This is a genomic window from Amycolatopsis sp. NPDC104819, from assembly GCF_055583145.1.
The window spans coordinates 87043-112479 of sequence record NZ_JBVJON010000014.1; the positions used below are offsets into that span (position 1 = coordinate 87043).

A 25437-nucleotide genomic window follows, 5' to 3' on the forward strand; every position below is an offset into this window, starting at 1 on the left:
GTAACGACTCAAGCCGGGGCACGCCGCATCGGCTGCACCGGCGGGCCGCCGGGCGGGGTGAACGCGGGACCGTGGTCGCGGAACCCGAGCCGCCGGTAGAGCCGCGCGCTGTCCGGCGAGCTGGCCTCCAGGTAGGTCGACACCCCGTCGGCGTCGTAGCGGGCGAGGCCGTGGCTGACCAGCCGCGCGCCGAGGCCTTCGCGCTGCCGGGCGGGCCGGACGCCGATGAACTGCGCGTGCCAGTGCGGTTCCGGCGGCTCGCGCTCGGCCATCAGGCCGAGGAGCACACCCAGCCGTTCGAGCTCCGCCGGCTCGAGCCCGGCGACCGGGCCGTCTTCAGAGTCCTCGCCCGCTCGTGGTGTCCAGATCACCGCCGCCGAATGGTCGTCGGTCACGTCGACGCTGCCCGCCGCGAACCCGATGCCGAGCAGCTCGCGGAAGAACGCCGGGTGCGCGCCGGTGCGGCGGCGCTCGTCGCCGGGGAACACCCAGCGGCTGAGCGGGTCGTCCTGGAACGCCTCGACCAGGATCCCGAGCACGGTGTCCAGTTCGGACGGTGTGGCGGCCCGTACCCGCGTCACCGCGACGTCACCAGATCTTCGTCCTCCCGCAGCGGGCCGCCGATCCCCGCGTAGACCTCCGGACGCCGGGTGCGCAGCGCCTCGGCCCGCAGGAACCCGGCCAGGCCGGCCAGCACGAGCAGGCCCGGCAGCCCCCACCGCAGCCACGGGATCGCGCCGGCCGGGCCGAGCAGGACGTCGAAGTTGACGATGATCAGCACCAGGACCGCCGTGAGCGTCACGGCCGCGAGCGCCGGCGCGCCCACGCGCCGCCACCACGCCTCGCGCCCGGGGTGGCGGCGGAAGAACCCGATGACCGACAGCGAAACCGCGATCATGATGATCGTGACGCCGGTCGACGCGGTGACGCCGGTCCAGGTGAACAGGTCGGTGAACGGGTCCCGGCCGGCCAGCGCGAACACCGAGACGACGACCAGCGCGATCGTGGTCTGGACCAGCGAGCCGCCGATCGGCGCGCCGGTGCGCTTGCTCGTGCGGCTGAAGCCCTCGGGCAGCAGCCCTTCCCGGCCGAGCGCGAAGAAGTACCGCGCGACGGCGTTGTGGAAGCTCAGCAGCGCGGCGCACTGGCTGGTCATGAACAGCACGTACGCCACGTCGGCGAACACCGTGCCGACGTGCTGCGCGCCGAGCCCGAACAGCAGGCCGGGCCCTTCCGCCGCGGCCCGCTCGACGATGTGGTCCGGACCGGTCGCGACGGCCATCGCCAGCGACGACGCGATGTACAGCACCGCGGTCAGGCCGATCGCGATGAACGTCGCGCGCCCGACGGTCCGGCGGGGGTCGCGGCACTCCTCGCCGTAGGTCGCGGCGCCCTCGAAGCCGGTGAAAACCGCGATGGAGAAGGCAAAAACGGCGCCGACACCCGCGGTGAACAGGCTCGACGGCGAGAGCGGCGCCAGCGACACCGACCCGCCGGCCGGGTGGCCGAGCAACGCGACGTCGACGACCACGAGCACGGCGACCTCGAGCCCGAGCGCGACGCCGAGGACCTTCGCGTTGAGGTCGATCCGCAGCACCCCGCCCGCGCCGACGACGAGCACCATCAGCAGCGCGACCGGCCACCACGGCACGCTCAGCCCGAACACCGTGTCGAGCCACGTGGAGACGGAAAGGCCGAACAGGCCGTAGACGCCGACCTGGATCGAGCTGTAGGCGAGCACCGTGACGTACGAGACGGCGGTGCCGGCGGAGCACCCGATCCCGTGCGCCACATAGGGGTAGAACGCGCCGGCGTTCGTGATGTACCGGCTCATCGCGGCGTACCCGACGGCGAACAGCGCGAGCACCGGGGCCAGCAGGACGAACGACAGCGGGACGCCGACGCTGCCCGTCACCGCGTACGTCGCCGAGACCCCGCCGGCGATCGCGTACAGCGGACCGGCCGCCGCGACGACGAAAAAGACGATCTGGGCGGCGCCGAGCCGCCTGCTGCCGAGGCCGCGCCCCGGCGTGTGGGTACCCATGGACCTTTCCCCCGTGCCGTTCGTGATCTTGGCGGCGCCCCAGAGTAGGGGGTCCCACCCGGGTGACGGTACGTCCGTTCGGGGGTAACCGTGATGGCACCGAAAGCCGCCCGATGCCGCACCGCTATCTTCGACACCCTCACCACGATCGCCCAGGGGGCCCATTTCCGTCATGCGCCGGCTCACCTTGGTCGATTCGTTCTTCTTCCTCGGGCACGACGAGTTCACCGGCCGCCCGGTGCTCAGCCGGACGTCGCTGGGTATCGGGCTGGCCGGCGCGGTGTTGTGCGACCTGCTGTTCACCGAGCGGATCACGGTCGAAGACCGGAAGGTCCGGCCGATCGCCGAACGGCCGCCGGGCATTCCGACCCTCGACCGGGTGTTTTCCGAAATCGTTTCGGAAACGGCGGCGCACAGCGTGCGCGACTGGGTCGGGCACCTGCGGGAGGACCTGCCGGAGACCACCGCCGGCAACCTGGTGGCGCTCGGCCTGGTCCGCCGGGCCCCCGACCGGGTGTTCCTGCGCCGGACGCACCGCTACCCGCCCGCCGACCTGCTCGTCTCGACGACGGCGCGGCACAAGGCGCGGGCCGCGGTGTTCGGCGTCGACCGGCCCGACCCGCATTCGACGTGCCTGGCGCTGCTCGCGTGGACCGCGGGCGTCGACGACCTGTGCGAGCCGGAGCTCGGCCGGGCGCAGGTGCGGGCCTGGATGGCCGACACGCACGAGGGCCTGCCGCGGCGCATCTCCGACGTGATCAGCGGGGTGGCGGCGGTGGCCGCGGCGGTTGTGTACACCGGCGACCGCAAGTGACCGTCGAGCGGCACCGCGGTCGTGAGTGGTAATTCGGGTTAGAACCCTCATTGCCACTCACGACCTCCGGCGACTGGAAGTGACTCATGGGTAACCTGAGCGCGTCCGCCGAAACCGGCCCCTGGAGGAGACATGCGTGCGTACGACGTGGTCCTGTTCGGCGCCACCGGGTTCACCGGCGGGCTGACCGCCGAGTACCTCGCCAGGCACGCGCCCGCGGACCTGCGCTGGGCTCTCGCCGGGCGCAACCTCGGCAAGCTCGAAGCCGTCCGCGCGCGGCTCGCCGAGGCCGACGACCGGTTCGCCGCGCTCGACCTGCTCGTCGCCGACTCGGGTGAACCGGCTTCGCTGCGCGCCGTCGCCGAAGCCACGAAGGTCGTGATCACGACCGTCGGCCCGTATCTCACCCAGGGCGAGCCGCTGGTGGCGGTCTGCGCGGAGGCGGGCACCGACTACGTCGACCTGACCGGCGAAGCCGAGTTCGTCGACCTGATGTACCTGAGGCACGACCGCCGCGCCCGCGAAACCGGGGCGCGGCTGGTGCACGCGTGCGGGTTCGACTCGATCCCGCACGACCTCGGCGCCTGGTTCACCGTGCGGCAGCTGCCCGAAGGCGTGCCGCTGCACGTCGACGGTTACGTGCGCGCGAGCGGGATGCCCTCGGGCGGCACGCTGCTCAGCGCGTTGACCATCATGTCCCGGCTGCCGGCCGGCGCCCGCGTGGCCCGCGAGCGCGCGGCGGCCGAGCCACGCCCGGCCGGCCGGTTCGCACACGCCCCGCTCGGCCGCCCGCACCGGGTCGCCGAGGCGGGCTGGTGGGCGGTGCCGCTGCCGACGATCGACCCCGAGGTCGTCCGCCGGTCGGCGGCCGCGTCCGAGCGGTACGGGCCGGACTTCACCTACCGGCACTTCGCCGCCGTCAAGCACCTGCCGGTGCTGGCGGGCGGGGTCGCGGGGGCGGGCGCGCTGTTCGCCGCCGCGCAGGTCCCGCCGGCCCGGCGGGCGCTCTCCCGGCTGATGGCCCCCGGCAACGGCCCGAGCCCCGAACGCCGTGCCCGCTCGTGGTTTTCGGTCCGGTTCGTCGGCGAAGGCGGCGGCTCGCGAGTGGTGACGGAGGTGTCCGGCGGCGACCCGGGGTACGACGAAACGGCGAAGATGCTCGCGGAATCGGCCCTCTGCCTGGCGACCGACGAACTGCCGGAAACGGCGGGCCAGGTGACCACGGCGACGGCGATGGGTGACGCCCTGATCGACCGGCTCACCAAAGCCGGAATGCGGTTCGCGACGCTCTGACTTTCACGCTTTCACAGCGCCGAGCGTGAAATTCCGGTGCTGTGATGAATCTTCTGCCGCTCCTGGGCCGCGTTTAGCGTCGATCGGGTTCTCCCTTCCCCATCGCGTTTTCGCAAGGAGCGTCATGAGAGTGCCCCAACGGTTCGCCGCGCTCGGCGGAGCGACGGCGGCGGGCATGGTCGTGGTCGGCATCGCCGTCGCCGCGCCCGCGCAGCCCACGCCCACCCCGCCACCGTCCGCCGCGCAGGCCCAGGCCAACGCCACGAGCGCGGCGGCGAGCCTCGTCAACGCCCGGCCCGCCGCCCTGTTCGCCGGCGCGCACGACAAGTTCGTCCAGCGCGACGTGCGTTCGGCGGCCGGCCTGTCCTACGTCGTCTACGACCGCACCTACGACGGCCTGCCCGTGGTCGGCGGTGACCTGGTCATCGCCACCGACGCCACCGGCGCCGTCAAGACCACGTCCGTCGCGCAGCAGCAGCCCCTCGGCGACCTCGACGTCCACGGCGCGACGCTCACCGCCGCGCAAGCCGAAGCCGTGGCGCGCAAGCAGGTCCGCGGGCCGAAGAGCCTGCCCGGCGGGAAGCTCGTCGTGGTCGCCGACGGCAGCGGGCGCCTGGCGTACGAGAGCAACGTCGAAGGCACCGACGAACACGGCGAGCCGAGCAGCCTGAGCGTCTACGTCGACGCCGTGGACGGGCGCGTGCTGCGCAGCGTCCAGCACGTCGCCGCGGGCACCGGGACCGGCAAGTGGAACGGGCCGTCGCCGCTGGCCCTGAACACCACGAAGTCCGGCAGCACGTACTCGATGGCCGACCCGAACACACCCAACCTCGACTGCCGCAACTACAGCAGCGACACCGTCCTCACCGGACCGGACGACAGCTGGGGCAACGGCACCGGCACGAACATCGAAACCGGCTGCGCGGACGCGCTGTTCGTCGCGCAGACCGAGAAGAAGATGCTGTCGGAGTGGGTCGGCCGCAACGGCTTCACCGGCAACGGCGGCGCGTGGAAGATCCGCGTCGGCCTCGACGACGAGAACGCGTACTACTACAACTCCCGCCCGGCCTACGTGAACCTCGGGCACAACCCGAGCGGTGAGTGGGTCGGCTCGCTCGACATCCTCGGGCACGAGATGGGTCACGGCGTCGACGACTACTCCGGCTCCGGCGGCTTCTCCGGCGGCGGCACGCAGGAGTTCATCGCCGACACCTTCGGCACCGCGACGGAGTTCTACGCGAACGAGCCGTCGCAGTACGACCCGCCGGACTACGCGATCGGCGAAGAGGTCAACCTGGTCGGCACCGGCGCGATCCGCTACATGTACGACCCGTCGAAGGTGGGCGACCCGAGCTGCTACTCCAGCTCGACGCCGAACGCCGAGGTGCACAAGGCGGCCGGGCCCGGCGACCACTGGTTCTACCTGCTGGCCGAGGGCAGCAACCCGACCAACGGGCAGCCGACGAGCTCGACGTGCAACAACAGCACGGTCGCCGGGCTCGGCATCCGCAAGGCGATCAACATCATGCACGGCGCCGTGCAGCTGAAGACGTCCGGCAGCAACTACCTGCGCTACCGCACGTGGACGCTGCAGGCGGCGAAGAACCTGTACCCGAACAGCTGCGCCGAGTTCGACGCCGTGAAGGCGGCGTGGAACGCAGTGAGCGTCCCGGCGCAGTCCGGCGACCCGACGTGCACCGGCACCCCGCCGACCACCACGACCCCGCCGACCACGACCACCCCGCCCACGACCACCACGCCTCCCCCGGGCGGGTGCAATGGCCAGCTGGTCCAGAACCCGGGCTTCGAGTCCGGCAAGGCGTCGTGGACCGACCCGAACACGACGATCGGCCAGTGGGGCGCCCAGGCGCCGGCGCGCTCGGGCAGCTACGACTCGTGGCTCGGCGGCTGGGGTTCGGCGCACACGGACACGCTCTCGCAGGCGGTCACCATCCCCGCCGGCTGCCGGGCGAGCCTGACGTTCTGGCTGCGTGTCTGGACGGCCGAGACCGAGAACGTCGTCTACGACAAGCTGATCGTGTCCGCCGGCTCGACGACGCTGGCGACGTACTCGAACCTCGACCGGAACTCGGCGTACGCGCAGAAGACGCTCGACCTGTCTTCCTACGCGGGCCAGACGGTCACGCTGAAGTTCGCCGGGACGGAGGACCAGTCGCTGCAGACGTCGTTCGCCGTGGACGACACGGCGGTCACGCTCGGCTGATCCCCCCGACGAGGCCTGCCCCCTACTTTGGTGGCAGGCCTCGTTGCGCCGGATGCGTCCGGTACTCATGCTTACCTGGATGGAAGCGTTCCCCGAGGATGACACCGCGGTTGCCGACGCGGTCCGGGAAGGACCGTTCGAGGTGGCCTTCGACCTGGCGATCCGGCACCGCGGGCTGAGCCTGGAGGCCCTGCAGCGGCGGATGGCCACCCACGGCGCCCAGGTCAGCCTGGCGACGCTGAGCTACTGGCGCCGCGGCCGTCGGCACCCGGAAGGCCACCGCTCGCTGCACGCGGTGGGCGTCGCGGAAGGCTGCCTCGGCCTGCCCGCCGAGACGCTGACCCGGCTCGTCGCGCGGCCGCGGGTGCGTGCCGCCCCGCGGTGGCCCGGCGGGATCGGCCTGGCCAGCGCGCTCGGTTCGGAGCCGACGGAGCTGGCCTCCTGCGACGGCATCGACCTCGACGGCAACTCCCGGCTCGCGCTGGCTTCGGTGCACCAGCGGGCCGTGCTGGGCCCGGACCGCACCGAACGCTCGGTGCACACGGAGCTGGTGGTGACCAGCCGCGAAGACGGCGTCGACCGCTGGGTGTCGTTCTTCCGCCCCCAGTCCGGGGGCGGCCACCGGCCGGTGCTGCGCTCGGCGCGCTGCTGCCGCCCGGGCCGCGTGCGCCGTGACGCCGCGTCCGAGCTGGTCGCGCTCGAGCTGCGGTTCGACTACCCACTGCGCGCGGGCGAGACGTACGTGTTCGACTTCGAGTTCGGCTACGACGGCGCCCCGCCCGAGACGAGCTTCCTCCAGTTCGGCATCCGCGCCCCGGCCCGGCAGCTGGTGCTGCAGGCGTGCTTCGACCCGGCGGCGGTGCCGGCCCGCTGCTACCGCTACCACCAGCCGCGGGACGGCGGCGCGGCCGGGAGCGAGCCGGAGCTGCCGGTGGGGCCGAGCCTGACCGGGCACGTCGCGGTGCTGGACGCCCAGCCGGGGGTGTACGGCATGAGCTGGGAGTGGGACTGAACGCGGCGGTCACGGCACCCGGCGATCCTTGACCTGCCCCGAAACCCGCGCCACATAAGCCGCCCGAGCCACCGGATCCAACTCCCGCAACGCACGATCATCCCCGACCAGCCGCCGCGCCAACGCCATCACACGCTCCGGGGTCACCGCGGCAAGCAAGTCCCAACCGCCGACCCACCGGGGCACCGCCGTCTCCGCGCGCCGGGTCCGCAGGGTGCCCACGATCGCGCGAGCGACGTCTTCGGCGTCCACTGTGGGCAGAGCGCCGCCGAGGCGGACGCCGGACGCCAGTTCCGTGCGGACCGCGCTCGGCAGCACCGCGCTCACGCTGACCCCGGTCGCCGCGTACTCGCGCCGGACCGCCGCCGTCAGGCCGACCGCCGCGAACTTGCTCGCGTTGTACACCGCCATGCCCGGGAGCGGGATCTTCCCCGCCATCGATGCGACGTTCACGACGTGGCCGCGCCCGCGCGCGATCATTCCCGGCAGCACCGAGCGCAGCCCGTGCACGAGCCCCTGCACGTTGACGTCCATCGTGGTCCGGCCGACCGCGTCCGGCTCCTCGAGGAAGTCGCCCAGCGGCATCACCCCGGCGTTGTTGACCAGCACGTCGATCCGCCCGTGCCGCTCGGTCACCGCCGCGGTGAACGCGTCGAACGACTCGCGGACCGTGACGTCCAGCGGGAAGTCGCCCGCGTCCAAGTCGCCGACGCAGACCGTCGCCCCGCGCGCGGTGAACGCCGCCGCCGTGGCGCGGCCGATGCCGCGCGCGCCGCCGGTGACCGCGACGACCGCGTCCCGGAGCTCAATCGCCGGATACCGCATGGACCCTCCTGATCTCGTAGTCGGCTTCGTCGAACGTCCCCACCTGCGACCGCAGCCGCCCGGTCGAGAACGGCCAGCTGAAACTGTTGCGCCCGTTGACGTCGGTGTAGTAGCTCGAGCAGCCACCGGACTGGTAGACCGTGCCCGGCAGCGCCGCCTGGACGTCGGCGTTGAACGCCGCCTGCGCCTCCGGCCGCACCGCGAGCGAGGCCCAGCCCGACCGCAGCGTGCGGGTCACCGCGGCCACCGTGTGCCGCAGCTGCGCCTCGAGGATCATGAACGCCGACGAGTGCCCGGTGCCGAGGCTCGGCCCGAGCAGCAGGTAGAGGTTCGGGAACCCGGCCACCGTCGTCCCGAGGTGGGCCTGCGGGCTGCCCTTCCAGTGGTCGTCGAGGCTGCGGCCGGCGTGGTCGAACACGCGCGCCGACACCGGCATGTCGAGGATGTGGAAACCGGTGCCGAAGATGATCGTGTCGACCTCGGCCGCCGAGCCGTCCGCGCCGAGGACCCGGTTGCCCTCGACCGCCCGCACCGCCGTCGGGTGGACGTCCACTGTGGACTTCGTCAGCGCGCGGTAGTACGTGTTCGACATCAGCAGGCGTTTGCAGCCGAGCGTGTAGTCCGGCGTCAACGCCTTGCGCAGCACGGGATCCCGCACGGTCAGGCGCAGGTGGGCGAGCCCGATCTTCTGCACCTGCCGCAGCAGCCACGGGTGCCGGAAGCCGAAGCCGAGCGTCTCCATCGCGCCGTACTCGGCTGTGCGCAACGCCCGCTGCAGTGCCGGGAACCGCCGCAGGAGGAACCGTTCGACACCGGGGACGTAGTGGTCGGGCTTCGGCAGCACCCACTGCGCGGTGCGCTGGAACAGGTGCAGCCGCCCGACCCGGGGGACGATCTCGGGCACGAACTGCACGGCGGACGCGCCGGTGCCGATCACCGCGACGCGCCGGCCCGCCAGGTCGTGGTCGTGGTTCCAACGCGCGGAGTGGAAGACCTCGCCCGGGAACGCGCCGAGGCCGGGCAGGTCCGGGATCTTCGGCTCGTGCCACGGCCCGGTGCCGGCGACCAGGATCCGCGCGGTGTAGGGCCCCTGGGACGTCTCCAGCTCCCAGCGCGCGTCACGCTCGTTCCACTGCGCGCGCGTCACCTCGACGCCGTACCGGATCTTCGCAGCGACGCCGAACCGGTCGGCGGTGTCCCGCAGGTAGGCCCGGATCTCGGCCTGCCCGGCGAACGCGCGGGTCCACCCGGGGTTGGGCGCGAAGGAGTACGAGTACAGCGCGGACGGGACGTCGCAGGCGCAGCCGGGGTAGGTGTTGTCGCGCCAGGTCCCGCCGAGCGACCCGGCCTTCTCCAGCACGGCGAGGTCGTCGACGCCGGCCTGGCCCAGGCGGACGGCCGCACCCAGCCCCGACGCCCCGGCGCCGACGACGAGGACCGCGAAGTGGCGTTGTTCCATTTTCGGAGACTAACAGTATCTCAATACTAGCGGTACCCCGATTCCCGGACTGACTAGAGTGACCCCCATGGCCCGACTCACCCGCGCGGAAAGCCAGGCGCGCACCCGCGAACAGCTCGTCGAGACCGCCAAGCAGCTGTTCCTGCGCGACGGCTACTCGGTGACGTCGCTGGAGAAGGTCGCCGACGAAGCCGGGTACTCGAAGGGCGCGGTGTACTCGAACTTCCGCAACAAGGACGAGCTCTGCCTCGCCGTGCTCGACCGGATCCACGACGAGCAGGTCGAGCTGGTCGCCGGGGCGCTGGTCGGCGCCGACGGGATGGACGGGCTGCTGGCGGCGTTCCAGGTGTGGGCCGAGCGCAGCATCGGCGACGAGGCGTGGACCGCGCTGGAGGTCGAGTTCGCCACGAACGCCCGGCGCAACCCGCACGTGCGGGCCGAGCTCGCCGCGCGGGACAAGGCCATCCGCGACACGATCGCGGGCCTGCTCACCGGGTACGCGGACCGGTTCGGGATCACGCTCCCGATGTCGGCCGACGACGCCGCGACGGCGTTGCTCAGCCTCGGCATCGGCCTCGGCGTCCAGCGCGCGATCGACCCGACGATCCCGGTGAACGTCCTGCCGGACGTCATCCGCCTCTTCGCCGGGGTTCGCTGACCGCGGCGAAACCGTCTACTCTCCCCGGTCTTTTTTCCCTATTTGCCAACAACTTCCTCCCCCCTTGTGGCGGTGCTGACCCTTCGCTACCGTGGCGCTACGCCGCAGCACCACCAGCAACCCGTTTCCGGCGGCCGAAGGGCCACCGAATTCCGGGTGCTGTCCGCCATGCCCAGAAAGCCGTGCTCCCCCACGGCTCGTTCCGCGGAAAGGGTTTTCTCCCATGAGCAAGAAGTTGCGGCCGGTCCTCGTCGGCGCGCTCGGCGCGGCCTCCGTCGCGGCCCTGGTGATCACCACGCCCGCGCTTTCCTCGGCGGCCCCCGCGCCGCTGGCCGCGAACAGCGCCTCCGTCCTTGCCACCGGCGACCTTTCGGTCCCGGCGAAGAAGGAGATCGCGATGAAGCTGGTCTCCAGCGCGGAAAACTCCTCCCTGGACTGGAAAGCGCAGTACAAGTACATCGAGGACATCGGCGACGGCCGCGGGTACACCGCCGGCATCGTCGGGTTCTGCTCCGGCACCGGTGACATGCTCGACCTCGTCGAGGCGTACACGAACGCCGTGCCGGACAACCCGCTCGCGAAGTACCTTCCCGCGCTGCGCAAGGTGAACGGCACCGACTCGCACAGCGGGCTCGGCTCGGCGTTCGAAAGCGCGTGGAAGCAGGCCGCGGCCACCACCGCGTTCCAGACCGCGCAGAACAACGAGCGCGACCGCGTGTACTTCAACCCGGCGGTGGCCCAGGGCAAGACCGACGGCCTCAGCAACCTCGGCCAGTTCGCCTACTACGACGCGATCGTCATGCACGGCCCCGGCACCGACCACAGCAGCTTCGGCGGCATCCGCGCGGCCGCGATCAAGAAGGCGAAGCCGCCGTCCCAGGGCGGCAACGAGACGACCTACCTCAAGGCGTTCTTCGCCGCGCGCAAGGTCGTCATGAACGAAGAAGAGGCCCACTCCGACACCTCGCGCGTCGACACCGAGCAGCTGGTGTTCCTCAACGCGGGCAACTTCGACCTGCACACCCCGCTGAAGTGGAAGGTCTACGGGGACTCCTACACCATCAACTGACCTGGCACGCACCGGCGTGGCGCCGCTAGGGTCGCGGGCATGTCCCGGAGACTCCTCGGCGCCACGTCGGCCACGGCCGTGCTGCTGGCCACCGCCGCCGTGCTGAGCACCGCGGCTGCCGCGCCGGAGCACGCCGCCCCGGCGCAGCGGATCACCGTCGTCGCGGACTCGGCAGGGGCGACCACCGCCGTCCTCACGGCGTGGCAGCGCACCGGCGGCCACTGGGTGAAGGCGTACGGCCCGGTCGCGGCGTTCGTCGGCCGGGACGGCATCGGCCAGGCGAGTGAGTCGGCGGCCCGCACCCCGGCCGGCACCTGGACGCTGACCGAGGCCTTCGGCATCCGGCCCGCCACGACGAAGCTGCCCTACCGGCAGGTGACGACGTCGGACTGGTGGGTCTCGGACGTGCGCTCCCCGCACTACAACACGCATTTCTCGTGCGCGCCCGGCACGTGCCCGTTCGACGAGGCCGCCGGTGAGAACCTCGGTCAGGCGGGCCCGGTCTACGACCACGCCGTCGTCTTCGACTACAACCGCGCACCCGTGGTGCCCGGCGCCGGGTCCGCGTTCTTCCTGCACGTCGGCAACGGCAAACCCACCGCGGGCTGTGTGTCCGTGCCGGCCCCGGACCTCGACGCGCTGCTGCGCTGGCTCGACCCGGCGCTGCACCCCGAGGTCAAGATCAGCGGCTGAGCAGCTCCTCGGCCGTGCGGGTGTTGACGATCCGCTCCGGCCCGATCCCGGCCTTGATCGCGCGCTCGCAGCCGTAGCCCTGCCAGTCGAGCTGACCGGGGGCGTGCGCGTCGCTGTCGATCGCGAACTCGCAGCCGATCTCCGCGGCCAGGCGCAGCAGCTTCATGGGCGGGTCGAGCCGTTCGGGGCGCGAGTTGATCTCCACGGCGACGCCGTTCTCGCGGCACGCGGTGAACACGGCCTCGGCGTCGAACTCCGACTCGGGCCGGCCGCGGCCGGTGACCAGCCGCCCGGTGCAGTGCCCCAGGACGCGGACGTGCGGGTTCCGGACCGCGGCGAGCAGCCGCGGGGTCATCTCCTTCGCCGGCATCCGCAGCTTCGAGTGCACGCTGGCGACCACGAAGTCCAGCTGGGCGAGCAGCTCTTCCTCCTGGTCGAGCGCGCCGTCGTCGAGGATGTCGACCTCGATGCCGTGCAGCAGCCGGAAGGGCGCCATCAGCTCGTTGGCCTTCGCCACGATCTGCATCTGCGTCCGCAGCCGGTCCGGCGAGAGCCCGTTCGCGACGGTCAGCCGCGGCGAGTGGTCGGTCAGCACCATCCACTCGTGGCCCAGCTCGCGGCCCGCGACGGCCATCTCGCCGATCGGGCTGCCGCCGTCCGACCAGTCGGAGTGCGTGTGGCAGTCCCCCTTGAGGGCCGAGCGCAGCGGTTCGCCGTCCGGCAGCTTCGCCTCGACGAGCTTCTCCCGGTACGCCGGGTCGCGCCCGGCCAGCGCGTCCTCGATGACCCCCGCGGTCGCCTTGCCGATCCCGGGCAGCGAGGTCAGCGTGCCGTTCGCGGCCAGCTGCGCGAGGTGCCCGGCATCGGTCTTCTCGACCGTCGCCGCCGCCTTCCGGAACGCGCGGACGCGGTAGGTCGGCTCACCCGCGCGTTCGAGCTGGAACGCGATCTCCCGCAACGCCCATGCCGGATCCATGGGACCTTCCTACCCCTTCCGGGGCAGTTCGTGCAGCTCGACGTCCACCAGCGCGCCGCCGTCGACGCGGGCGGTCTGGTAGGTGCAGAACGGCTGGCGGCGGCGGTCGGTGGGCGAGCCCGGGTTGAGCAGGCGCAGCCCGGCCGGGGTGGTCGTGTCCCACGGGATGTGGCTGTGGCCGAAGACGAGCACGTCGGTGTCCGGGAACCGCGCGTCACACCGCTGCGCGCGGCCGTCCTTCCCGCCGGTCTCGTGGATCACGGCCAGCCGGACACCGCCGAGGTCCGCGCGGGCGATCTCCGGCAGCCGGGCGCGCAGGTCCGCGCCGTCGTTGTTGCCGTACACGCCGATCAGCCGCTTGCTGCGGGCCTCGAGCTCGTCCAGCACGGCGACGTCGACCCAGTCGCCGGCGTGCACCACGACGTCCGCCGCCTCGACCTCGGCCCACACCTGCTCGGGCAGCACCCGGGCGCGCCCCGGCAGGTGGGTGTCGGAGATCAGGAGCAGCTTCATCCGATGGCCTCGAGCACCCGCTCCAGGAACCCGCCGATGTGGTCGCGCAGCAGCGCTGCGGCACCCTCGGCGTCGCCCTTCTTGGCCGCGGCGAGCACCGCTTTGTGCTCGGTCCACTCCTTCTTCCAGCTGGGGTTGGCCTCCCAGCCGACGACGCTGATCAGCGCCGCGCGGTCCTTGAGGTCGTCGAGGATGCTCACCAGCAGCGGGTTGCCGCAGCCGCGGTAGAGGGCGCGGTGAAACCGGCGGTTGAGCAGGCTCAGCGCGGCCTGGTCCTTGTCGGCGATGGCCGCCGACGCCTCCTTCAGCGCCTCCGCCGCGTCTTCGAGCAGCTCAGGGTCGCGCCGCTCGACCGTCCGCCGGACGGCCTCCGGCTCAAGCACCATCCGCACGTCGTAGACGGACTTCGCGAGCTCGGCGTCGACCACGCACACCGAAGCGCCCTTGTACGGGCTGAACGTCACCAGGCCCGAGTTGGAGAGCACCTTGAGCGCCTCGCGCACCGGGGTCTTGGAGACGCCCAGCCGGGCGGCCAGCTCCGCTTCGACCAGCGGCTGGCCGGGCACCAGCTCGCGGGTGAGGATGCCCCGGCGGATCTCTTCCAGGACCACTTCGGTCCGGGAGGCGGGCAGGCTGAACGTCCCGGTCATGGCGCGCTCCCTCGGTCGTGTCGAAGACCATTCAACCAGGCCCACCAGATCATATATCAGATGCCATACTGGCGACATGAAACGACCCGAGGAGCTCCGCAGCCACCGGTGGTTCGGCGGCGACGAGCTGCGCAACTTCAGCCACCGCGCCCGCAGCCGTCAGCTCGGCTACCACCCGGAAGAGCACCTCGACAAACCGGTCGTCGGCATCCTCAACACGTGGTCGGACATCAACCCCTGCCACATGCACCTGCGCGAACGCGCCGAGCAGGTCAAACGCGGCGTCTGGCAGGCCGGCGGCTTCCCGCTGGAGTTCCCGGTGGCGACGCTGTCGGAGACGTACCAGAAGCCGACCCCGATGCTCTACCGGAATCTCCTCGCCATGGAGACCGAGGAGATCCTGCGGTCCTACCCGATCGACGGCGCCGTCCTGATGGGCGGCTGCGACAAGACGACGCCGGCGTTGCTGATGGGCGCGGCCAGCGCCGGGCTGCCCGCGATCTTCGTCCCCGCCGGGCCGATGCTGCGCGGGCACTGGCGCAACGAGGTCCTCGGCAGCGGCACCGACATGTGGAAGTACTGGGACGACAAGCGCGCCGGCCTGATCGGCGACGCCGAAATGTCCGAACTGGAGCGCGGCCTCGCCCGGTCGCCCGGGCACTGCATGACGATGGGGACGGCGTCGACCATGACGTCGGCCGCGGAAGTGCTGGGGATGACCCTGCCGGGCGCGGCATCGATCCCCGCCGTCGACTCGGCCCACCACCGGATGGCCGCGGCGAGCGGCGCCCGGATCGTCGGCATGGTCTGGGAAGACCTGACGATCACGCAGATCCTGGACAAGCGGGCGTATGCGGACGCGATCACGACCGTGCTCGCCCTCGGCGGCTCGACCAACGCCGTGATCCACCTGATCGCGATGGCCGGGCGCAGCGGGATCCCGCTGTCGCTCGCCGACTTCGACACGATCGCGCGGCGCGTCCCGGTGCTGGCGAACATCCGGCCCGGCGGCGACTGGCTGATGGAGGACTTCTACTACGCGGGCGGCCTGCCCGGACTGCTGTCGCGGCTGACCGACCTGCTGCACGTCGACCGATTGACCGTCACCGGCCGCACCTTGGGCGCCGACCTCGCGGCGGCCCGGGTGCACAACAACGACGTCATCCGGCCGCGCGGCAACCCGGTCGCCGCCGAGGGCGGAGTCGCGGTGCTGCACGGCAACCTGGCGCCGTCGGGGGCGGTGATCAAGCACATCGCGGCCGAGCCGCACCTGCTGACGCACACCGGCCCGGCGGTGGTGTTCGAGAACTACCCGGACCTCAAGAAGCGGATCGACGACCCGTCGATCACGGCGGGTTCGGTGCTGGTGCTGCGGGGTTCGGGCCCGCTCGGCGGCCCGGGCATGCCGGAGTACGGGATGCTGCCGATCCCGTCGCACCTGCTGGCCGCCGGGGTCCGCGACATGGTCCGGATTTCGGACGCCCGGATGAGCGGCACCAGCTACGGCGCGTGCGTGCTGCACGTGGCCCCGGAGTCCCACGTGGGCGGGCCGCTGGCACTGGTCCGCGACGGCGACCTGATCACCCTGGACGTCCCCTCGCGACGGTTGCACCTGGACGTGTCCGATGAGGAGCTGGAACGGCGTCGCGCCGCCTGGGTGGCCCCGGCCCCGCGGTTCGAGCGCGGGTACGGCGCGCTCTACAGCGACCACATCACGCAGGCGGACGAAGGCTGTGACTTCGACTTCCTGGCCCGCGCGGGCCACAACCCGGAGCCCGACGCGGGGTGAGGTCGCCTCCGGTTCACCGCCCGAACGCCATGAATGACTCATTCACTGCGTCCAACGCCATGAATGAGTCACTCACGACACCCGCAGCGGCAGCCTCACCCACCGCACCGGCCTCTCACCCTCCACCCCCTTCGCGGCCCACAACCCCGAACCCGGCACCTCCGAGGTCGCCGCAGCCGGCGCCCAGACGTAGTGAATGACTCATTCATTACGTCCAACGCCATGAATGAGTCATTCATGGCGTTGGACGTAATGGGCCGAGGTCGCCTCCGGTACCCGTCCGTGACCGGTTCATCCCCCGTTAGGGCGAGTCGTACGTCTTGTCCGGGTGCCCCGTACGCTGAGGCCGTCACCGGCGCGAACCGTCGCCGCGTTGAAGGGGTGGAGAGTTGCCGTACGAACCGCGCTGGCCCGAGTCACACGGTGAGCAGACGGACGTCCTGCCGGTCGTCCGCCCCGACGCCGAACCCGAGCCGGCCGCCAAGAAGCCGAACCTGCGCAAGGCCGGCTGGATCGCCGGCGGCGTGTTCGGCCTGCTGGTCGTCATCTACGGCGTCGACCTGCTGGTCAGCCAGGGCAGCGTGCCGCGCGGGGTGACCGTCGCCGGGGTCGACGTCGGCGGCATGGACCGCGACGCCGCCGAGCAGCAGCTGCGCGGGGAGATCGAGCCGCGGCTCACGCGCCCGCTGGCGGTCAGCGCGGGCGACGTCCAGGGCACGCTGTCGCCGACGCTCGCCGGGCTGAAGCTCGACTGGGCGCAGACCCTCGACCAGGCCGGCGAGCAGCCCCTGAACCCCTTCACGCGCCTGTCGTCGCTGTTCTCCAGCCGCGAGGTCGGCGTGGTCAGCCACGCCGACGACACGAAGCTCGCCGCCGCGCTCGACGGCCTCCGCGGCCAGGTCGACCGCGAGCCCGCCGAAGGCACCGTGAAGTTCGAGGGCACGAACCCGGTCGCCGTCCTGCCGAAGCCCGGGCAGAAGCTCGACGTCGAGGCCGCGAAGGCCGCCGTCGTCGAGAAGTGGGCGCGCGGCGAAACGCTGGCGCTGCCGGTGACCGGCACTCCCGTCCGCACCACCCCCGAAGGCGTCCAGGCCGCGCTGGAGCAGTTCGCGCGCCCCGCCGTCGCCGGCCCGCTGGTGGTCAAGGGCGAGGGCAAGGACGCCACCGTGAAGCCGGACGCGATCGCCGCCGCGCTCACCTTCGAGCCCGCCGACGGCGGCGGGCTGACCCCGAAGATCGACAACACGAAGATCGTCGAAGCCGCCGGACCGCAGCTGAAGTCCACCGAGAAGGAGGGCAAGGAGGCGACCATCGTCTTCGAAGGCGGCAAGCCCACGGTGGACCCGTCGACCGACGGCCGCACCGTCGACTGGGACCCCAGCCTCAAGCCACTGCCCGACGTCCTCAAGAAGACCGACGGGCGCGAGGTCCCGGCGATCTACAAGGACGCCCCGGCGAAGGTCACGACCGAGCAGGCGAACCAGCTCGGCGTCAAGGAGGTCGTCGGCGAGTTCACCACCGGCGGCTTCGCGGCCGACTCCGGCACCAACATCAAGGTCGTCGCGCAGAAGGTCAACGGCGCGATCGTGAAACCGGGGGAAACCTTCAGCCTCAACGGGTTCACCGGCCCGCGCGGCAAGCCGCAGGGCTACGTCGAGGCGGGCGTGATCAAGGACGGCGCCCCGGGGCGCGAGGTCGGCGGCGGCATCTCGCAGTTCGCGACCACGCTGTACAACGCGTCGTACTTCGCGGGCATGAAGGACGCGGGGCACAAGGAGCACAGCTACTACATCAGCCGCTACCCCGCCGCGCGCGAGGCCACGGTGTTCCAGAACCCCAACGGCTCCAGCGTGATCGACCTCAAGTTCACCAACGACTCGCCGACCGGCATCGCGATCCAGGCGATCTGGTCGCCGTCGTCGATCACGGTGAAGCTGTGGGGCACCAAGCGTTACACCGTCGAGTCGATCCCCGGCGGCCGCTCCAACCCGAGCGACCCGCAGGCCAAGCCGGGCCCGGCCGAGAACTGCCACGCCTCCAACGGCGCACCGGGGTTCACCACGAGCGACACCCGCGTGCTCAAGGACGTCGCGACCGGCCGTGAAGTCGGCCGCTCGACCCGGACGGTCCACTACAACCCGCAACCGAAAATCACCTGCGACCCCTCCTAACGGCCGTTCACCCAGCGCGTGCGCGCAGGTACAGTGAGTGCTCCGGCGAGCCACCGGAGGCGCCATGGCGGCACGAGCGGTCAGCTTCCGCGACGTCCTCGCGGTGCCGGAGTTCCGGGCGCTGTTCTCGGCGCAGCTGGTCACGGTCACCGGGGACCAGCTGGCGCGGGTCGCGCTGTCGATCCTGGTGTACGACCGCACGAACTCGCCCGGCTGGGCCGCGCTGACCTACGCGCTGACGTTCCTGCCCGACCTCGTCGGCGGGCCCCTGCTGGCCGGGCTGGCCGACCGCCACCCGCCGCGGACGGTGATGGTCACGGCCGACCTGCTGCGCGCGGGCGCGGTGGCGGTGATGGCCGTGCCCGGGATGCCGCTGCCCGCCGTGGCGGCGCTGCTCGTCGGCGTCCAGCTGCTCAACCCGGTGTGGAACTCGGCGCGCGCCGCGCTGTTGCCGCAGGTGCTGCCGGACGAGGCGTTCGTGCCCGGGATGGGCCTGCTGATGATCCTCGTGCAGGCGGGCCAGGTCGCCGGGTTCGCGCTCGGCGGGCTGCTGGTGGCCGCCACCGGCACCGGCGGAGCCCTGCTCGCCGACGCGGGGAGTTTTGCGCTGTCGGCGGTGTTCCTGGCCGCCGGGGTGCGAGCCCGGCCACCGCGGGCCGAGGCCGGCGTGCGCTGGTGGCGGCACGTCCGGGCGGGCTGGACGGTGGTCGTCGGCGACCGGCGACGGCTCGCGCTGGTCGCGCTCGGCTGCGTGTCCGGGATCTACATCGCGGGCGAGGCGATCGCGGCCCCGTACGCGGCCGAGCTGGGCGGCGGCGCGGTGGTCGTCGGGCTGCTGCTCGGGTCGTACGCGCTGGGCAACGTGCTGGGAATGGCCGCCCTGTCGAGGGTGCCGCCGCCCCGGCGCGCCCGGCTGCTGGGGCCGCTGTCGGTGCTGGCGTGCGCGGCGCTGCTGGGCTGCGCACTGCGGCCGGACCTCGAAGGCACGCTCGTGCTGCTGACGTTGTCGGGCGTGGCGAGCTCGTACAACCTCATCGCGAACACGACGTTCGTGCAGCTGACCCCGGACGCCCAGCGAGCGCAGGCGTTCGGCTTCGCCCTGACGGCGCTGAGGGTGTCGCAGGGCCTGGGTGTGGTGCTGGCCGGGCTCGCGGCGGAACGCACGGCCCCGCACGGGGTGGTCGCGGCGGCCGGGGCTGTCGGAGTGCTCGCCGCGGCGGGGGCGGCCACGTTGTGGCGGCGCGCGCAACCGCGACCCGAACCGGCGTGAAACCGGCGCCCCCGGTGACCGGCCCCGCCACGGGGGCGCAGTCACCGGGCGCCGGGTCATCGGGTGCTGTTCAGAAGCGCGTCCAGTCGGTCGGCCGCTGGCCCTGGCGCCCGGTCCAGTCGGTCGGGCACGCGGGCAGGCGTGACGAGACGTCGGCGTCGGCCCAGTCGGTCGGGAGCTGGTGCGCGGTCCAGTCGGTGGGCAGTTCGCGCGCGGTCCAGTCGGTCGGCAGCTGCCGCGGGGTCCAGTCGGTCGGGATCGCGCGGGTCCAGTCGGTGGGGAGCTGCCGGGTCCAGTCGGTCGGCCGCTGCGCGCGACGGCGGGACGGGACGATGTTGGCGTTGGGCAGGAAGTGCGACATGATTTCTCCTGTTCGTACGGATCTTGCACGGTGCGTGACCGATCGGTAGCCCGACCAGCCTAGTGACACACCGCGTTCATTCGATTACAGTGACGATTTCCGCGAAGTTCCGTCCTGAGAAGAGGGGCGTTTCGTGGGATTGTCCGGGTCCCAAGGGCGAAAGCCCAGCTCAGAACGTCCACGATCAGGTCTCCGTACGTGGGCAGTATGGAAGCTGCCCACGCCGTTGTTCGGTTATGTCCTGGTGGTCGACACACTGGCCTTGGTCGCGATCGCGGCGACCGCCGGCCTGGTGCCGATCACCGGTCAGTCCGCGCTCTGGTGTGGACTGATCCTGGCCGGCGAAGTCGTGCATCTCGAAGCGGCGCAACGCATCGAGCGCATCCGCGAGCTGGCCGCCGACGGCCGGCCGCACATGCACCTGCAGTCGATCTGGATCTTCGCCGGGCTGCTCCTGCTGCCCCCGCCGCTGGCCACGCTCGTCATCGTCGTCAGTTACGTCCATTCCTGGGTCCGGGTGTACAAACGACGTGGCGTAATTCACCGGAAAGTGTTCTCCGGCGCCACCGTCATCCTCGCCTGCACGGCCGCGGGCGCCGTGCTTTCCGCCGGAACCGGTGGCGAGCTCGCGCCTTACGTCCCTTATCTGGACGGGTTCGGCGGGATGCTCGCGCTGCTCGTGTCCGGAATCGTGTACTTCGGGCTCAACTACGTGCTGGTGATCCTGGCGATCGTGCTGAGCAACCCGGGCAAGCCGCCGCGGCAGGCGTTCGGCAACCCGTCCGACGTGCTGATCGTGCTCGCCGCGGTCGGCGTCGGGTGCGGCATCGCGCTGGTGATGACGGTGCGGCCGTGGCTGCTGCCGGTGCTGATGGTGACGCCGGTGGCGCTGCACGTCGGGCTGCTGCTGCCGCAGTTCCAGGCCGCCGCGCGCACGGACTCCAAGACGGCGCTGCTGGCGCCGGAGTTCTGGGTCCAGCTGGCGCACAACGAGCTGGCGCGCGCCGCGGAGCTGTCGTCGACGGCGGGCGTGCTGATGATCGACATCGACCACTTCAAGGCCATCGACGACGGCAACGGCCACCTGGCCGGCGACGAGGTGCTGCGCGCGATCGCGGCGGCGATCCAGGGCTCGGTCCGCAGCGGCGACTACGTCGGCCGCTTCGGCGGCGACGAATTCGTGGTCCTGCTCCCGGGCGCGACGAGCGCCGAAATCGCGTCGATCGCCGACCGCATCCGGGCGTCGATCGCCCGGATCGAGGTGCGCGTCCCGGTGATCCGGCCGGGCAAACCCGAGGTGATCAGCGGCCTGACCGCGTCGATCGGCGCGGCGGTGTACCCGGAAACGGCCACGGAGTACACAATTCTGCTGCAGGCCGCGGACGACGCGGTGTTCGAAGCGAAGGCGGCGGGCCGCGACCGGGTCGTCCTGGCCGACGCCCGGAGCGAGCTGACCCGCCCGGAAATCCCCGACGCCCGCTGATCTCAGCGCCCCAATGCGGCCTTCGGTGCGTCTAACGCACCCAAGGCGGCCTTCGGTGCGTTAGACGCAACCAAGGCCGCCTTGGGGCGCTCGGGTCAGGGCAGCGTCGCCAGCGACTCTTCGAGCGTGGCCTCGGACAGCTCGTTGTCCACCATGTCCCCGGCGAGATAAGCACCATACGCCGGCAGGTCCAGGTGCGCGTGCCCGCACAACGCCGTGAGGATCACCTTCTCCTCACCGGTTTCCTTGCACCGCAACGCTTCCTGGATGCACGCCGCGAGCGCGTGGGTCGGCTCGGGTGCCGGGATGATGCCCTCGGACCGGGCGAACCGGACGCCCGCCGCGAAGCACTCCTGCTGGCCGACGGCGATCGCCTCGATCAGGCCGAGCTCGTAGATGTGCGAGATCAGCGGGGACATCCCGTGGTAGCGCAGGCCGCCCGCGTGAATCGGGTCCGGGATGAACTCGTGGCCGAGCGTGTGCATCTTCAGCAACGGCGTGAGCCCCGCCGTGTCGCCGAAGTCGTAGGCGTACTTCCCGCGCGTCAGCGACGGGCACGCGGCCGGCTCGACCGCGCGGATCACCGGGTCCATCTTCCCGGCGAGCTTCTCGCGCAGGAACGGGAACGCGAGCCCGCCGAAGTTCGAGCCGCCGCCGGTGCAGCCGACCAGGACGTCCGGGGTGTCGCCGGCCAGCTCGAACTGCTTCAGCGCCTCTTCGCCGATGATCGTCTGGTGCAGCAGCACGTGGTTGAGCACGCTGCCCAGCGCGTACCGCGTGTCCGGGTCCTGCGCCGCCTGCTCGACGGCCTCGCTGATCGCGATGCCGAGGCTGCCGGTCGAGCCGGGGTCCTCCGCGAGGATGGCCTTGCCGGACTCGGTCAGCTCGGACGGGCTCGGGTGCACCGTCGCGCCGAAGACCTCCATCATCAGCTTGCGGTAGGGCTTCTGGTCGTACGACGCGCGGACCTGCCAGACCTCGCACTCCAGCCCGAACTGGGCGCAGGCGAACGCGAGCGCGCTCCCCCACTGGCCGGCGCCGGTCTCGGTGGTCAGCCGGGCGACACCCTCCTGCGCGTTGTAGAACGCCTGCGGCACGGCGGTGTTCGGCTTGTGGGAGCCGACCGGGCTGACACCCTCGTACTTGTAGTAGATCCGCGCCGGCGTGCCCAGCGCCTTCTCGAGCCGGCGCGCGCGGAACAGCGGCGACGGGCGCCACAGCTTGTAGACCTCCCGGACCTCCTCCGGAATGTCGACATAGCGCTCCCCGGTCACCTCCTGCTCGATGAGCGCCTGCGGGAACAGCGGCGCCAGGTCCGCCGGCCCGACGGGCTCGCGGGTGCCCGGGTGCAGCGGCGGCGGTGGCGGCTCCGGAAGGTCGGGGACGACGTTGTACCACCGGGTGGGGAGATCGGCCTCGTCCAGGACGTACTTGGTCTGCTCAGCCATCGCGCCTCCTTGGTCGGTCTCCCAACTTAGGACGCGCGCGCCCGCGGAGCCAGTACGGTGATCGGGTGGGGAACCTGGTGCTGATCGACGCTCCGTCCAACCTGGGCCTGCGCCCGCCCGCCGAAGGCGCGGCGCCCGGCTGTTACAAGACTCCCGGGGTGCTGCGCGACCTCGGCATCCTCGACCGCCTGGGCGCGTCCGACGGCGGAGTCGTGACGCCGGGGCGGTACGTGGGCACCTGGCAGCCGGGGGACGGCGTCCGCAACTCGGCGGCGATCGCGTCCTACACCCGGGCGCTGGCGACGCGGGTGGCGGCGGTCCGGGCATCCGGCGGCTTCCCGGTGGTGCTGGGCGGCGACTGTTCGATCTCGCTGGGCGCGATGCTGGCGCTGCGCCGCGAAGGCCGCTTCGGCATCGCCTACCTCGACGGCCACGACGACTTCCGCCACCTCGGCGTCGCGGACCACGTCGGCGCGGCGGCGGGCGAGGACCTGGCGATCATGACCGGCCGCGGCGCCGACGACCTCGCCGACATCGACGGCCTGCGCCCGTACGTGCGCGACAGCGACGTCGTGGTGCTGGGCGTCCGCGAGGCGGAGTCGGCCGAGCTGCGCGCGGCCGGGATCTCCTACGCCACCTCGGAAAACCTGTCGGTGCCGGCCGCGCTGGCCATGGCGTCGGCGACGTTCTCGGGCCTGGACGGCTTCTGGGTCCACGTGGACATCGACGTCCTCGACCCCGAGTTCGTGTCCGCCGTGGACAGCCCGGACCCCGGCGGGCTGGATCCGTCCACTTTGGTCACGCTGCTGCGCGGCCTGCTCGCCCTCCCGGGCGCGGCGGGCTTCGAGCTGACGGTGTTCGACCCCGATCTCGACCCGGACGGCCGCCAGGCCGCGCTGGTCGCCGGCATCCTGGAAAGGGTCATGGCATGAGCGGTCTTCCCCTGCCGGAGTGGCTGCCCGCGGCCGGGCGCGGGCCCGGCCTGGTGCTGGTCCAGGAGATCTTCGGCCTGGACGGCTACCTGCGCTCGGTGGCGGCGGAGCTGGCCGCCGCCGGGTACGTCGTGACGGTGCCCGAGCTGTTCTGGCGGACGGCGCCGGGCTGGTCGTCCACTCACGACGAAGCGGGCGTGAGGGCGTCGATGGCGGTGGCCGGCGAGTTCGACCCGGCACGGGGGCTCGCGGACGTCCTGACCGCGGTGGCGCACCTCCGATCGCACCCTTCGGTGACCGGCGGGGTGGGAGTGTTGGGCTTCTGCCTGGGCGGCTCACTGGCGTTCGCGGCGGCGGCCGCGGGCGACCCGGACGTCGCGGTGTCGTTCTACGGCTCGACGGTGCCGGCGCAGATCGCGGACCTGGCGAAGATCACGTGCCCGATCCAGTTCCACTTCGGCGGGCAGGACCCGTACATCCCCCGCTCGGACGTCGCGGTGGTCGAGGCCGCGGTGGCCGCCCACCCGGGCGCGGAGATCCACGTCCAGGAAGAGGCGGGACACGCGTTCCACAACAACGTCGCCCCGATGTTCCACCACCCCGAAGCGGCGGCGCGGGCCTGGACGTTGACGACGGACTTCCTGGGCCGCACCCTGCCGACGCCGGGGGGCCTCAAGCCGGAGTGAGGTTCTGGCAGAGCGCGGTGGGGAAGGCCGGCTCGACGGCCAGGATTTCGCCGCAGCCGCCGCCCTTCGCCGAGGCGAAGCCCGCCCAGCCGTTGCCCGCCCAGCGGTAGGCGACGCGGTTCGCGGGGCCGGTGTGGCGCTGCAGGTCGTGGATCAGCCAGTTCTGGTCGCACGCCCGGGTGGTGCCCGGGTACTCGGCCTCCGCGCTGAACTCCGCCTGCGCGACCCACGCCTTGTCGCAGTGGTCGGCGGGCGGCTCGCACCCGAGGATCTTGTCGCACTGCTTCCAGCCACCGGGCAGGAGCCGCCAGCCGTCCCCGGCGTTGACGACCACCAGCCGCTTCCCGATCGGCTCCGCCGTTTTCATCGGGACGTCGGCCGGGACCTGCCCGCAGTCCGGGCCGCCCGGGACCTGAAACCGGACGGCGGCGTCGATCCGGTCGGCGGCCTCGGTGACCTCGGTGTGCGGCCCGACGGCGCAGGACGGCAGGTCGACGTGCAGCATCGCGCTGTGGTCGTCCGGGCCCGGCCGGACATCGACGACCCACGCGGAGCAGTCTTCGGCGCGGCGGTGGTCCGGTACGGGATGTTGAGCGCCGACGGCGTCCAGAACACGAGCCCACCGGCGGCGAGCGCCCCGAAAGTCCACAGCACGGGTCTGACGAATCTCGACACCGAAGTCCCCCTCAAAGGTGCCGGTGCCCGGTCGGCGGCACCGTCTCGACGATCTCGGCAAAACCGACGATCCGGGGCCCCTCGGCCATCGACAGCCGCCACCCGGGCCCGACCGGCGGCCACCGCTCGGGCACGAGCGGGTGGAGCCGCACCAGCGCCGCCTCCCCGGGCGCGAGTGTATTCACCGACTCCAGCGTCAACGGCGCGTCGTGGCTTTCCGGGTGGAGGTCCGGCGGGAACACCCAGTGCGCGCGGTAACCGGAGTGGATCGGAGTGCGACGGCCACCCTGCTCCGCGGCCAGGAGCTGCAGGCGGGCGCGGAGGTACCCGCGGCCGGGCTCGGCCGCGGTCCACCGGTCGTGCTCACGATCCATGCCGGGATCATGCCGTCC

General features: G+C 72.0%; 24 protein-coding genes. 13 read left to right on the forward strand and 11 right to left on the reverse strand.

Translation table 11 applies throughout. The features are described from left to right. Positions 1-8 precede the first annotated feature (8 nt). Both ACZ63E_RS36145 and ACZ63E_RS36150 read right to left on the reverse strand, forming a co-directional pair. Complete coding sequence (locus ACZ63E_RS36145; RefSeq protein WP_465340744.1) at positions 9-581, reverse strand: GNAT family N-acetyltransferase; 573 nt, start codon at positions 579-581, stop codon at positions 9-11. Then, entirely contained in the window at positions 578-2044 is a 1467-nt protein-coding gene (locus ACZ63E_RS36150) for an APC family permease (RefSeq protein ID WP_465340745.1), read from the reverse strand. The genes ACZ63E_RS36145 and ACZ63E_RS36150 overlap by 4 nt, the downstream gene beginning before the upstream one ends. A 172-nt stretch (positions 2045-2216) precedes the next feature. On the opposite strand from ACZ63E_RS36150, the gene ACZ63E_RS36155 reads away from it, so the two are divergent. The 4 genes from ACZ63E_RS36155 to ACZ63E_RS36170 all read left to right on the forward strand — a co-directional run bounded on the left by ACZ63E_RS36155 (position 2217) and on the right by ACZ63E_RS36170 (position 7387). After that, positions 2217-2858 (forward strand): GOLPH3/VPS74 family protein, encoded by a 642-nt coding sequence (locus ACZ63E_RS36155; protein WP_465340746.1) that lies wholly within the window; start codon positions 2217-2219, stop codon positions 2856-2858. Between the two features lie 132 nt (positions 2859-2990). Then, positions 2991-4151, forward strand: coding sequence for a saccharopine dehydrogenase family protein (locus tag ACZ63E_RS36160; protein ID WP_465340747.1), 1161 nt, complete (start codon positions 2991-2993; stop codon positions 4149-4151). Positions 4152-4275: 124 nt separating this feature from the next. Beyond that, positions 4276-6375: a M4 family metallopeptidase gene (locus tag ACZ63E_RS36165; RefSeq protein WP_465340748.1), complete on the forward strand. Its 2100-nt coding sequence runs from the start codon at positions 4276-4278 to the stop codon at positions 6373-6375. A gap of 79 nt (positions 6376-6454) precedes the next feature. Next, complete coding sequence (locus tag ACZ63E_RS36170; RefSeq protein WP_465340749.1) at positions 6455-7387, forward strand: hypothetical protein; 933 nt, start codon at positions 6455-6457, stop codon at positions 7385-7387. Between the two features lie 9 nt (positions 7388-7396). Here ACZ63E_RS36170 and ACZ63E_RS36175 read toward each other — a convergent pair whose 3' ends face one another. Together ACZ63E_RS36175 and ACZ63E_RS36180 are read right to left on the reverse strand one after the other, a co-directional pair. After that, positions 7397-8212, reverse strand: coding sequence for an SDR family oxidoreductase (locus ACZ63E_RS36175; protein WP_465340750.1), 816 nt, complete (start codon positions 8210-8212; stop codon positions 7397-7399). Next, positions 8193-9671: a flavin-containing monooxygenase gene (locus ACZ63E_RS36180; protein ID WP_465340751.1), complete on the reverse strand. Its 1479-nt coding sequence runs from the start codon at positions 9669-9671 to the stop codon at positions 8193-8195. Before ACZ63E_RS36180 ends, ACZ63E_RS36175 begins: the two co-directional genes overlap by 20 nt. 67 nt (positions 9672-9738) lie before the next feature. Here ACZ63E_RS36180 and ACZ63E_RS36185 point away from each other — a divergent pair, with 67 nt between their 5' ends. From ACZ63E_RS36185 to ACZ63E_RS36195, 3 genes are all read left to right on the forward strand, one after another. Further along, a complete protein-coding gene (locus ACZ63E_RS36185; protein ID WP_465340752.1) occupies positions 9739-10329 on the forward strand; it encodes a TetR/AcrR family transcriptional regulator in 591 nt (196 codons plus the stop codon). A 223-nt stretch (positions 10330-10552) separates the two neighbouring features. Then, complete coding sequence (locus ACZ63E_RS36190; protein WP_465340753.1) at positions 10553-11398, forward strand: chitosanase; 846 nt, start codon at positions 10553-10555, stop codon at positions 11396-11398. A 39-nt stretch (positions 11399-11437) separates the two neighbouring features. Further along, complete coding sequence (locus tag ACZ63E_RS36195) at positions 11438-12091, forward strand: L,D-transpeptidase family protein (RefSeq protein WP_465340754.1); 654 nt, start codon at positions 11438-11440, stop codon at positions 12089-12091. Here the strand turns inward: ACZ63E_RS36195 and ACZ63E_RS36200 are convergent. The 3 genes from ACZ63E_RS36200 to ACZ63E_RS36210 are packed head-to-tail and all read right to left on the reverse strand — an operon-like array spanning position 12081 to position 14230. Beyond that, a complete protein-coding gene (locus ACZ63E_RS36200) occupies positions 12081-13067 on the reverse strand; it encodes a PHP domain-containing protein (protein ID WP_465340755.1) in 987 nt (328 codons plus the stop codon). The genes ACZ63E_RS36195 and ACZ63E_RS36200 overlap by 11 nt on opposite strands. A gap of 9 nt (positions 13068-13076) precedes the next feature. Continuing rightward, the gene (locus ACZ63E_RS36205) at positions 13077-13580 is read right to left on the reverse strand and encodes a metallophosphoesterase family protein (RefSeq protein WP_465340756.1); all 504 of its coding nucleotides are present in this window, start codon (positions 13578-13580) and stop codon (positions 13077-13079) included. Further along, positions 13577-14230 (reverse strand): GntR family transcriptional regulator, encoded by a 654-nt coding sequence (locus ACZ63E_RS36210; RefSeq protein WP_465304000.1) that lies wholly within the window; start codon positions 14228-14230, stop codon positions 13577-13579. Before ACZ63E_RS36210 ends, ACZ63E_RS36205 begins: the two co-directional genes overlap by 4 nt. A gap of 76 nt (positions 14231-14306) precedes the next feature. Between ACZ63E_RS36210 and araD the strand changes: the two genes are divergently transcribed. The 3 genes from araD (at position 14307) to ACZ63E_RS36225 (ending at position 19460) form a co-directional block, all read left to right on the forward strand. Further along, positions 14307-16019 (forward strand): L-arabinonate dehydratase, encoded by a 1713-nt coding sequence (araD, locus tag ACZ63E_RS36215; RefSeq protein ID WP_465340757.1) that lies wholly within the window; start codon positions 14307-14309, stop codon positions 16017-16019. Between the two features lie 389 nt (positions 16020-16408). Next, positions 16409-18190 carry a VanW family protein gene (locus tag ACZ63E_RS36220; RefSeq protein ID WP_465340758.1) on the forward strand — a complete coding sequence of 594 codons (1782 nt, stop codon included), beginning with the start codon at positions 16409-16411 and terminating at the stop codon, positions 18188-18190. Positions 18191-18254: 64 nt separating this feature from the next. After that, positions 18255-19460 (forward strand): MFS transporter, encoded by a 1206-nt coding sequence (locus tag ACZ63E_RS36225; protein WP_465340759.1) that lies wholly within the window; start codon positions 18255-18257, stop codon positions 19458-19460. Between the two features lie 70 nt (positions 19461-19530). On the opposite strand, the gene ACZ63E_RS36230 is transcribed toward ACZ63E_RS36225, so the two are convergent. Further along, complete coding sequence (locus tag ACZ63E_RS36230; RefSeq protein WP_465340760.1) at positions 19531-19821, reverse strand: hypothetical protein; 291 nt, start codon at positions 19819-19821, stop codon at positions 19531-19533. A gap of 244 nt (positions 19822-20065) precedes the next feature. Between ACZ63E_RS36230 and ACZ63E_RS36235 the strand changes: the two genes are divergently transcribed. Then, positions 20066-21304: a GGDEF domain-containing protein gene (locus ACZ63E_RS36235; protein WP_465340761.1), complete on the forward strand. Its 1239-nt coding sequence runs from the start codon at positions 20066-20068 to the stop codon at positions 21302-21304. Positions 21305-21399: 95 nt separating this feature from the next. On the opposite strand, the gene ACZ63E_RS36240 is transcribed toward ACZ63E_RS36235, so the two are convergent. After that, positions 21400-22752, reverse strand: coding sequence for a TrpB-like pyridoxal phosphate-dependent enzyme (locus ACZ63E_RS36240; protein WP_465340762.1), 1353 nt, complete (start codon positions 22750-22752; stop codon positions 21400-21402). A gap of 65 nt (positions 22753-22817) precedes the next feature. Here ACZ63E_RS36240 and ACZ63E_RS36245 point away from each other — a divergent pair, with 65 nt between their 5' ends. Then, positions 22818-23684 carry an arginase family protein gene (locus ACZ63E_RS36245; protein ID WP_465340763.1) on the forward strand — a complete coding sequence of 289 codons (867 nt, stop codon included), beginning with the start codon at positions 22818-22820 and terminating at the stop codon, positions 23682-23684. After that, positions 23681-24370, forward strand: a complete 690-nt coding sequence (locus tag ACZ63E_RS36250) for a dienelactone hydrolase family protein (protein ID WP_465340764.1) — start codon at positions 23681-23683, stop codon at positions 24368-24370. Before ACZ63E_RS36245 ends, ACZ63E_RS36250 begins: the two co-directional genes overlap by 4 nt. On the opposite strand, the gene ACZ63E_RS36255 is transcribed toward ACZ63E_RS36250, so the two are convergent. After that, the gene (locus ACZ63E_RS36255) at positions 24357-25019 is read right to left on the reverse strand and encodes a hypothetical protein (RefSeq protein ID WP_465340765.1); all 663 of its coding nucleotides are present in this window, start codon (positions 25017-25019) and stop codon (positions 24357-24359) included. The genes ACZ63E_RS36250 and ACZ63E_RS36255 overlap by 14 nt on opposite strands. A 37-nt stretch (positions 25020-25056) precedes the next feature. After that, positions 25057-25419, reverse strand: a complete 363-nt coding sequence (locus tag ACZ63E_RS36260; RefSeq protein WP_465340766.1) for a hypothetical protein — start codon at positions 25417-25419, stop codon at positions 25057-25059. Positions 25420-25437 lie beyond the last annotated feature (18 nt).

Bases quoted from the DNA above. Each gene is read 5' to 3' on its own strand.
- ACZ63E_RS36150 (WP_465340745.1), bottom strand. From the start codon at position 2,044: ATGGGTACCCACACGCCGGGGCGCGGCCTCGGCAGCAGGCGGCTCGGC.
- ACZ63E_RS36155 (WP_465340746.1), top strand. From the start codon at position 2,217: ATGCGCCGGCTCACCTTGGTCGATTCGTTCTTCTTCCTCGGGCACGAC.
- ACZ63E_RS36160 (WP_465340747.1), top strand. From the start codon at position 2,991: ATGCGTGCGTACGACGTGGTCCTGTTCGGCGCCACCGGGTTCACCGGC.
- ACZ63E_RS36165 (WP_465340748.1), top strand. From the start codon at position 4,276: ATGAGAGTGCCCCAACGGTTCGCCGCGCTCGGCGGAGCGACGGCGGCG.
- ACZ63E_RS36170 (WP_465340749.1), top strand. From the start codon at position 6,455: ATGGAAGCGTTCCCCGAGGATGACACCGCGGTTGCCGACGCGGTCCGG.
- ACZ63E_RS36175 (WP_465340750.1), bottom strand. From the start codon at position 8,212: ATGCGGTATCCGGCGATTGAGCTCCGGGACGCGGTCGTCGCGGTCACC.
- ACZ63E_RS36180 (WP_465340751.1), bottom strand. From the start codon at position 9,671: ATGGAACAACGCCACTTCGCGGTCCTCGTCGTCGGCGCCGGGGCGTCG.
- ACZ63E_RS36185 (WP_465340752.1), top strand. From the start codon at position 9,739: ATGGCCCGACTCACCCGCGCGGAAAGCCAGGCGCGCACCCGCGAACAG.
- ACZ63E_RS36190 (WP_465340753.1), top strand. From the start codon at position 10,553: ATGAGCAAGAAGTTGCGGCCGGTCCTCGTCGGCGCGCTCGGCGCGGCC.
- ACZ63E_RS36195 (WP_465340754.1), top strand. From the start codon at position 11,438: ATGTCCCGGAGACTCCTCGGCGCCACGTCGGCCACGGCCGTGCTGCTG.
- ACZ63E_RS36200 (WP_465340755.1), bottom strand. From the start codon at position 13,067: ATGGATCCGGCATGGGCGTTGCGGGAGATCGCGTTCCAGCTCGAACGC.
- ACZ63E_RS36205 (WP_465340756.1), bottom strand. From the start codon at position 13,580: ATGAAGCTGCTCCTGATCTCCGACACCCACCTGCCGGGGCGCGCCCGG.
- ACZ63E_RS36210 (WP_465304000.1), bottom strand. From the start codon at position 14,230: ATGACCGGGACGTTCAGCCTGCCCGCCTCCCGGACCGAAGTGGTCCTG.
- araD (WP_465340757.1), top strand. From the start codon at position 14,307: ATGAAACGACCCGAGGAGCTCCGCAGCCACCGGTGGTTCGGCGGCGAC.
- ACZ63E_RS36225 (WP_465340759.1), top strand. From the start codon at position 18,255: ATGGCGGCACGAGCGGTCAGCTTCCGCGACGTCCTCGCGGTGCCGGAG.
- ACZ63E_RS36230 (WP_465340760.1), bottom strand. From the start codon at position 19,821: ATGTCGCACTTCCTGCCCAACGCCAACATCGTCCCGTCCCGCCGTCGC.
- ACZ63E_RS36240 (WP_465340762.1), bottom strand. From the start codon at position 22,752: ATGGCTGAGCAGACCAAGTACGTCCTGGACGAGGCCGATCTCCCCACC.
- ACZ63E_RS36250 (WP_465340764.1), top strand. From the start codon at position 23,681: ATGAGCGGTCTTCCCCTGCCGGAGTGGCTGCCCGCGGCCGGGCGCGGG.
- ACZ63E_RS36260 (WP_465340766.1), bottom strand. From the start codon at position 25,419: ATGGATCGTGAGCACGACCGGTGGACCGCGGCCGAGCCCGGCCGCGGG.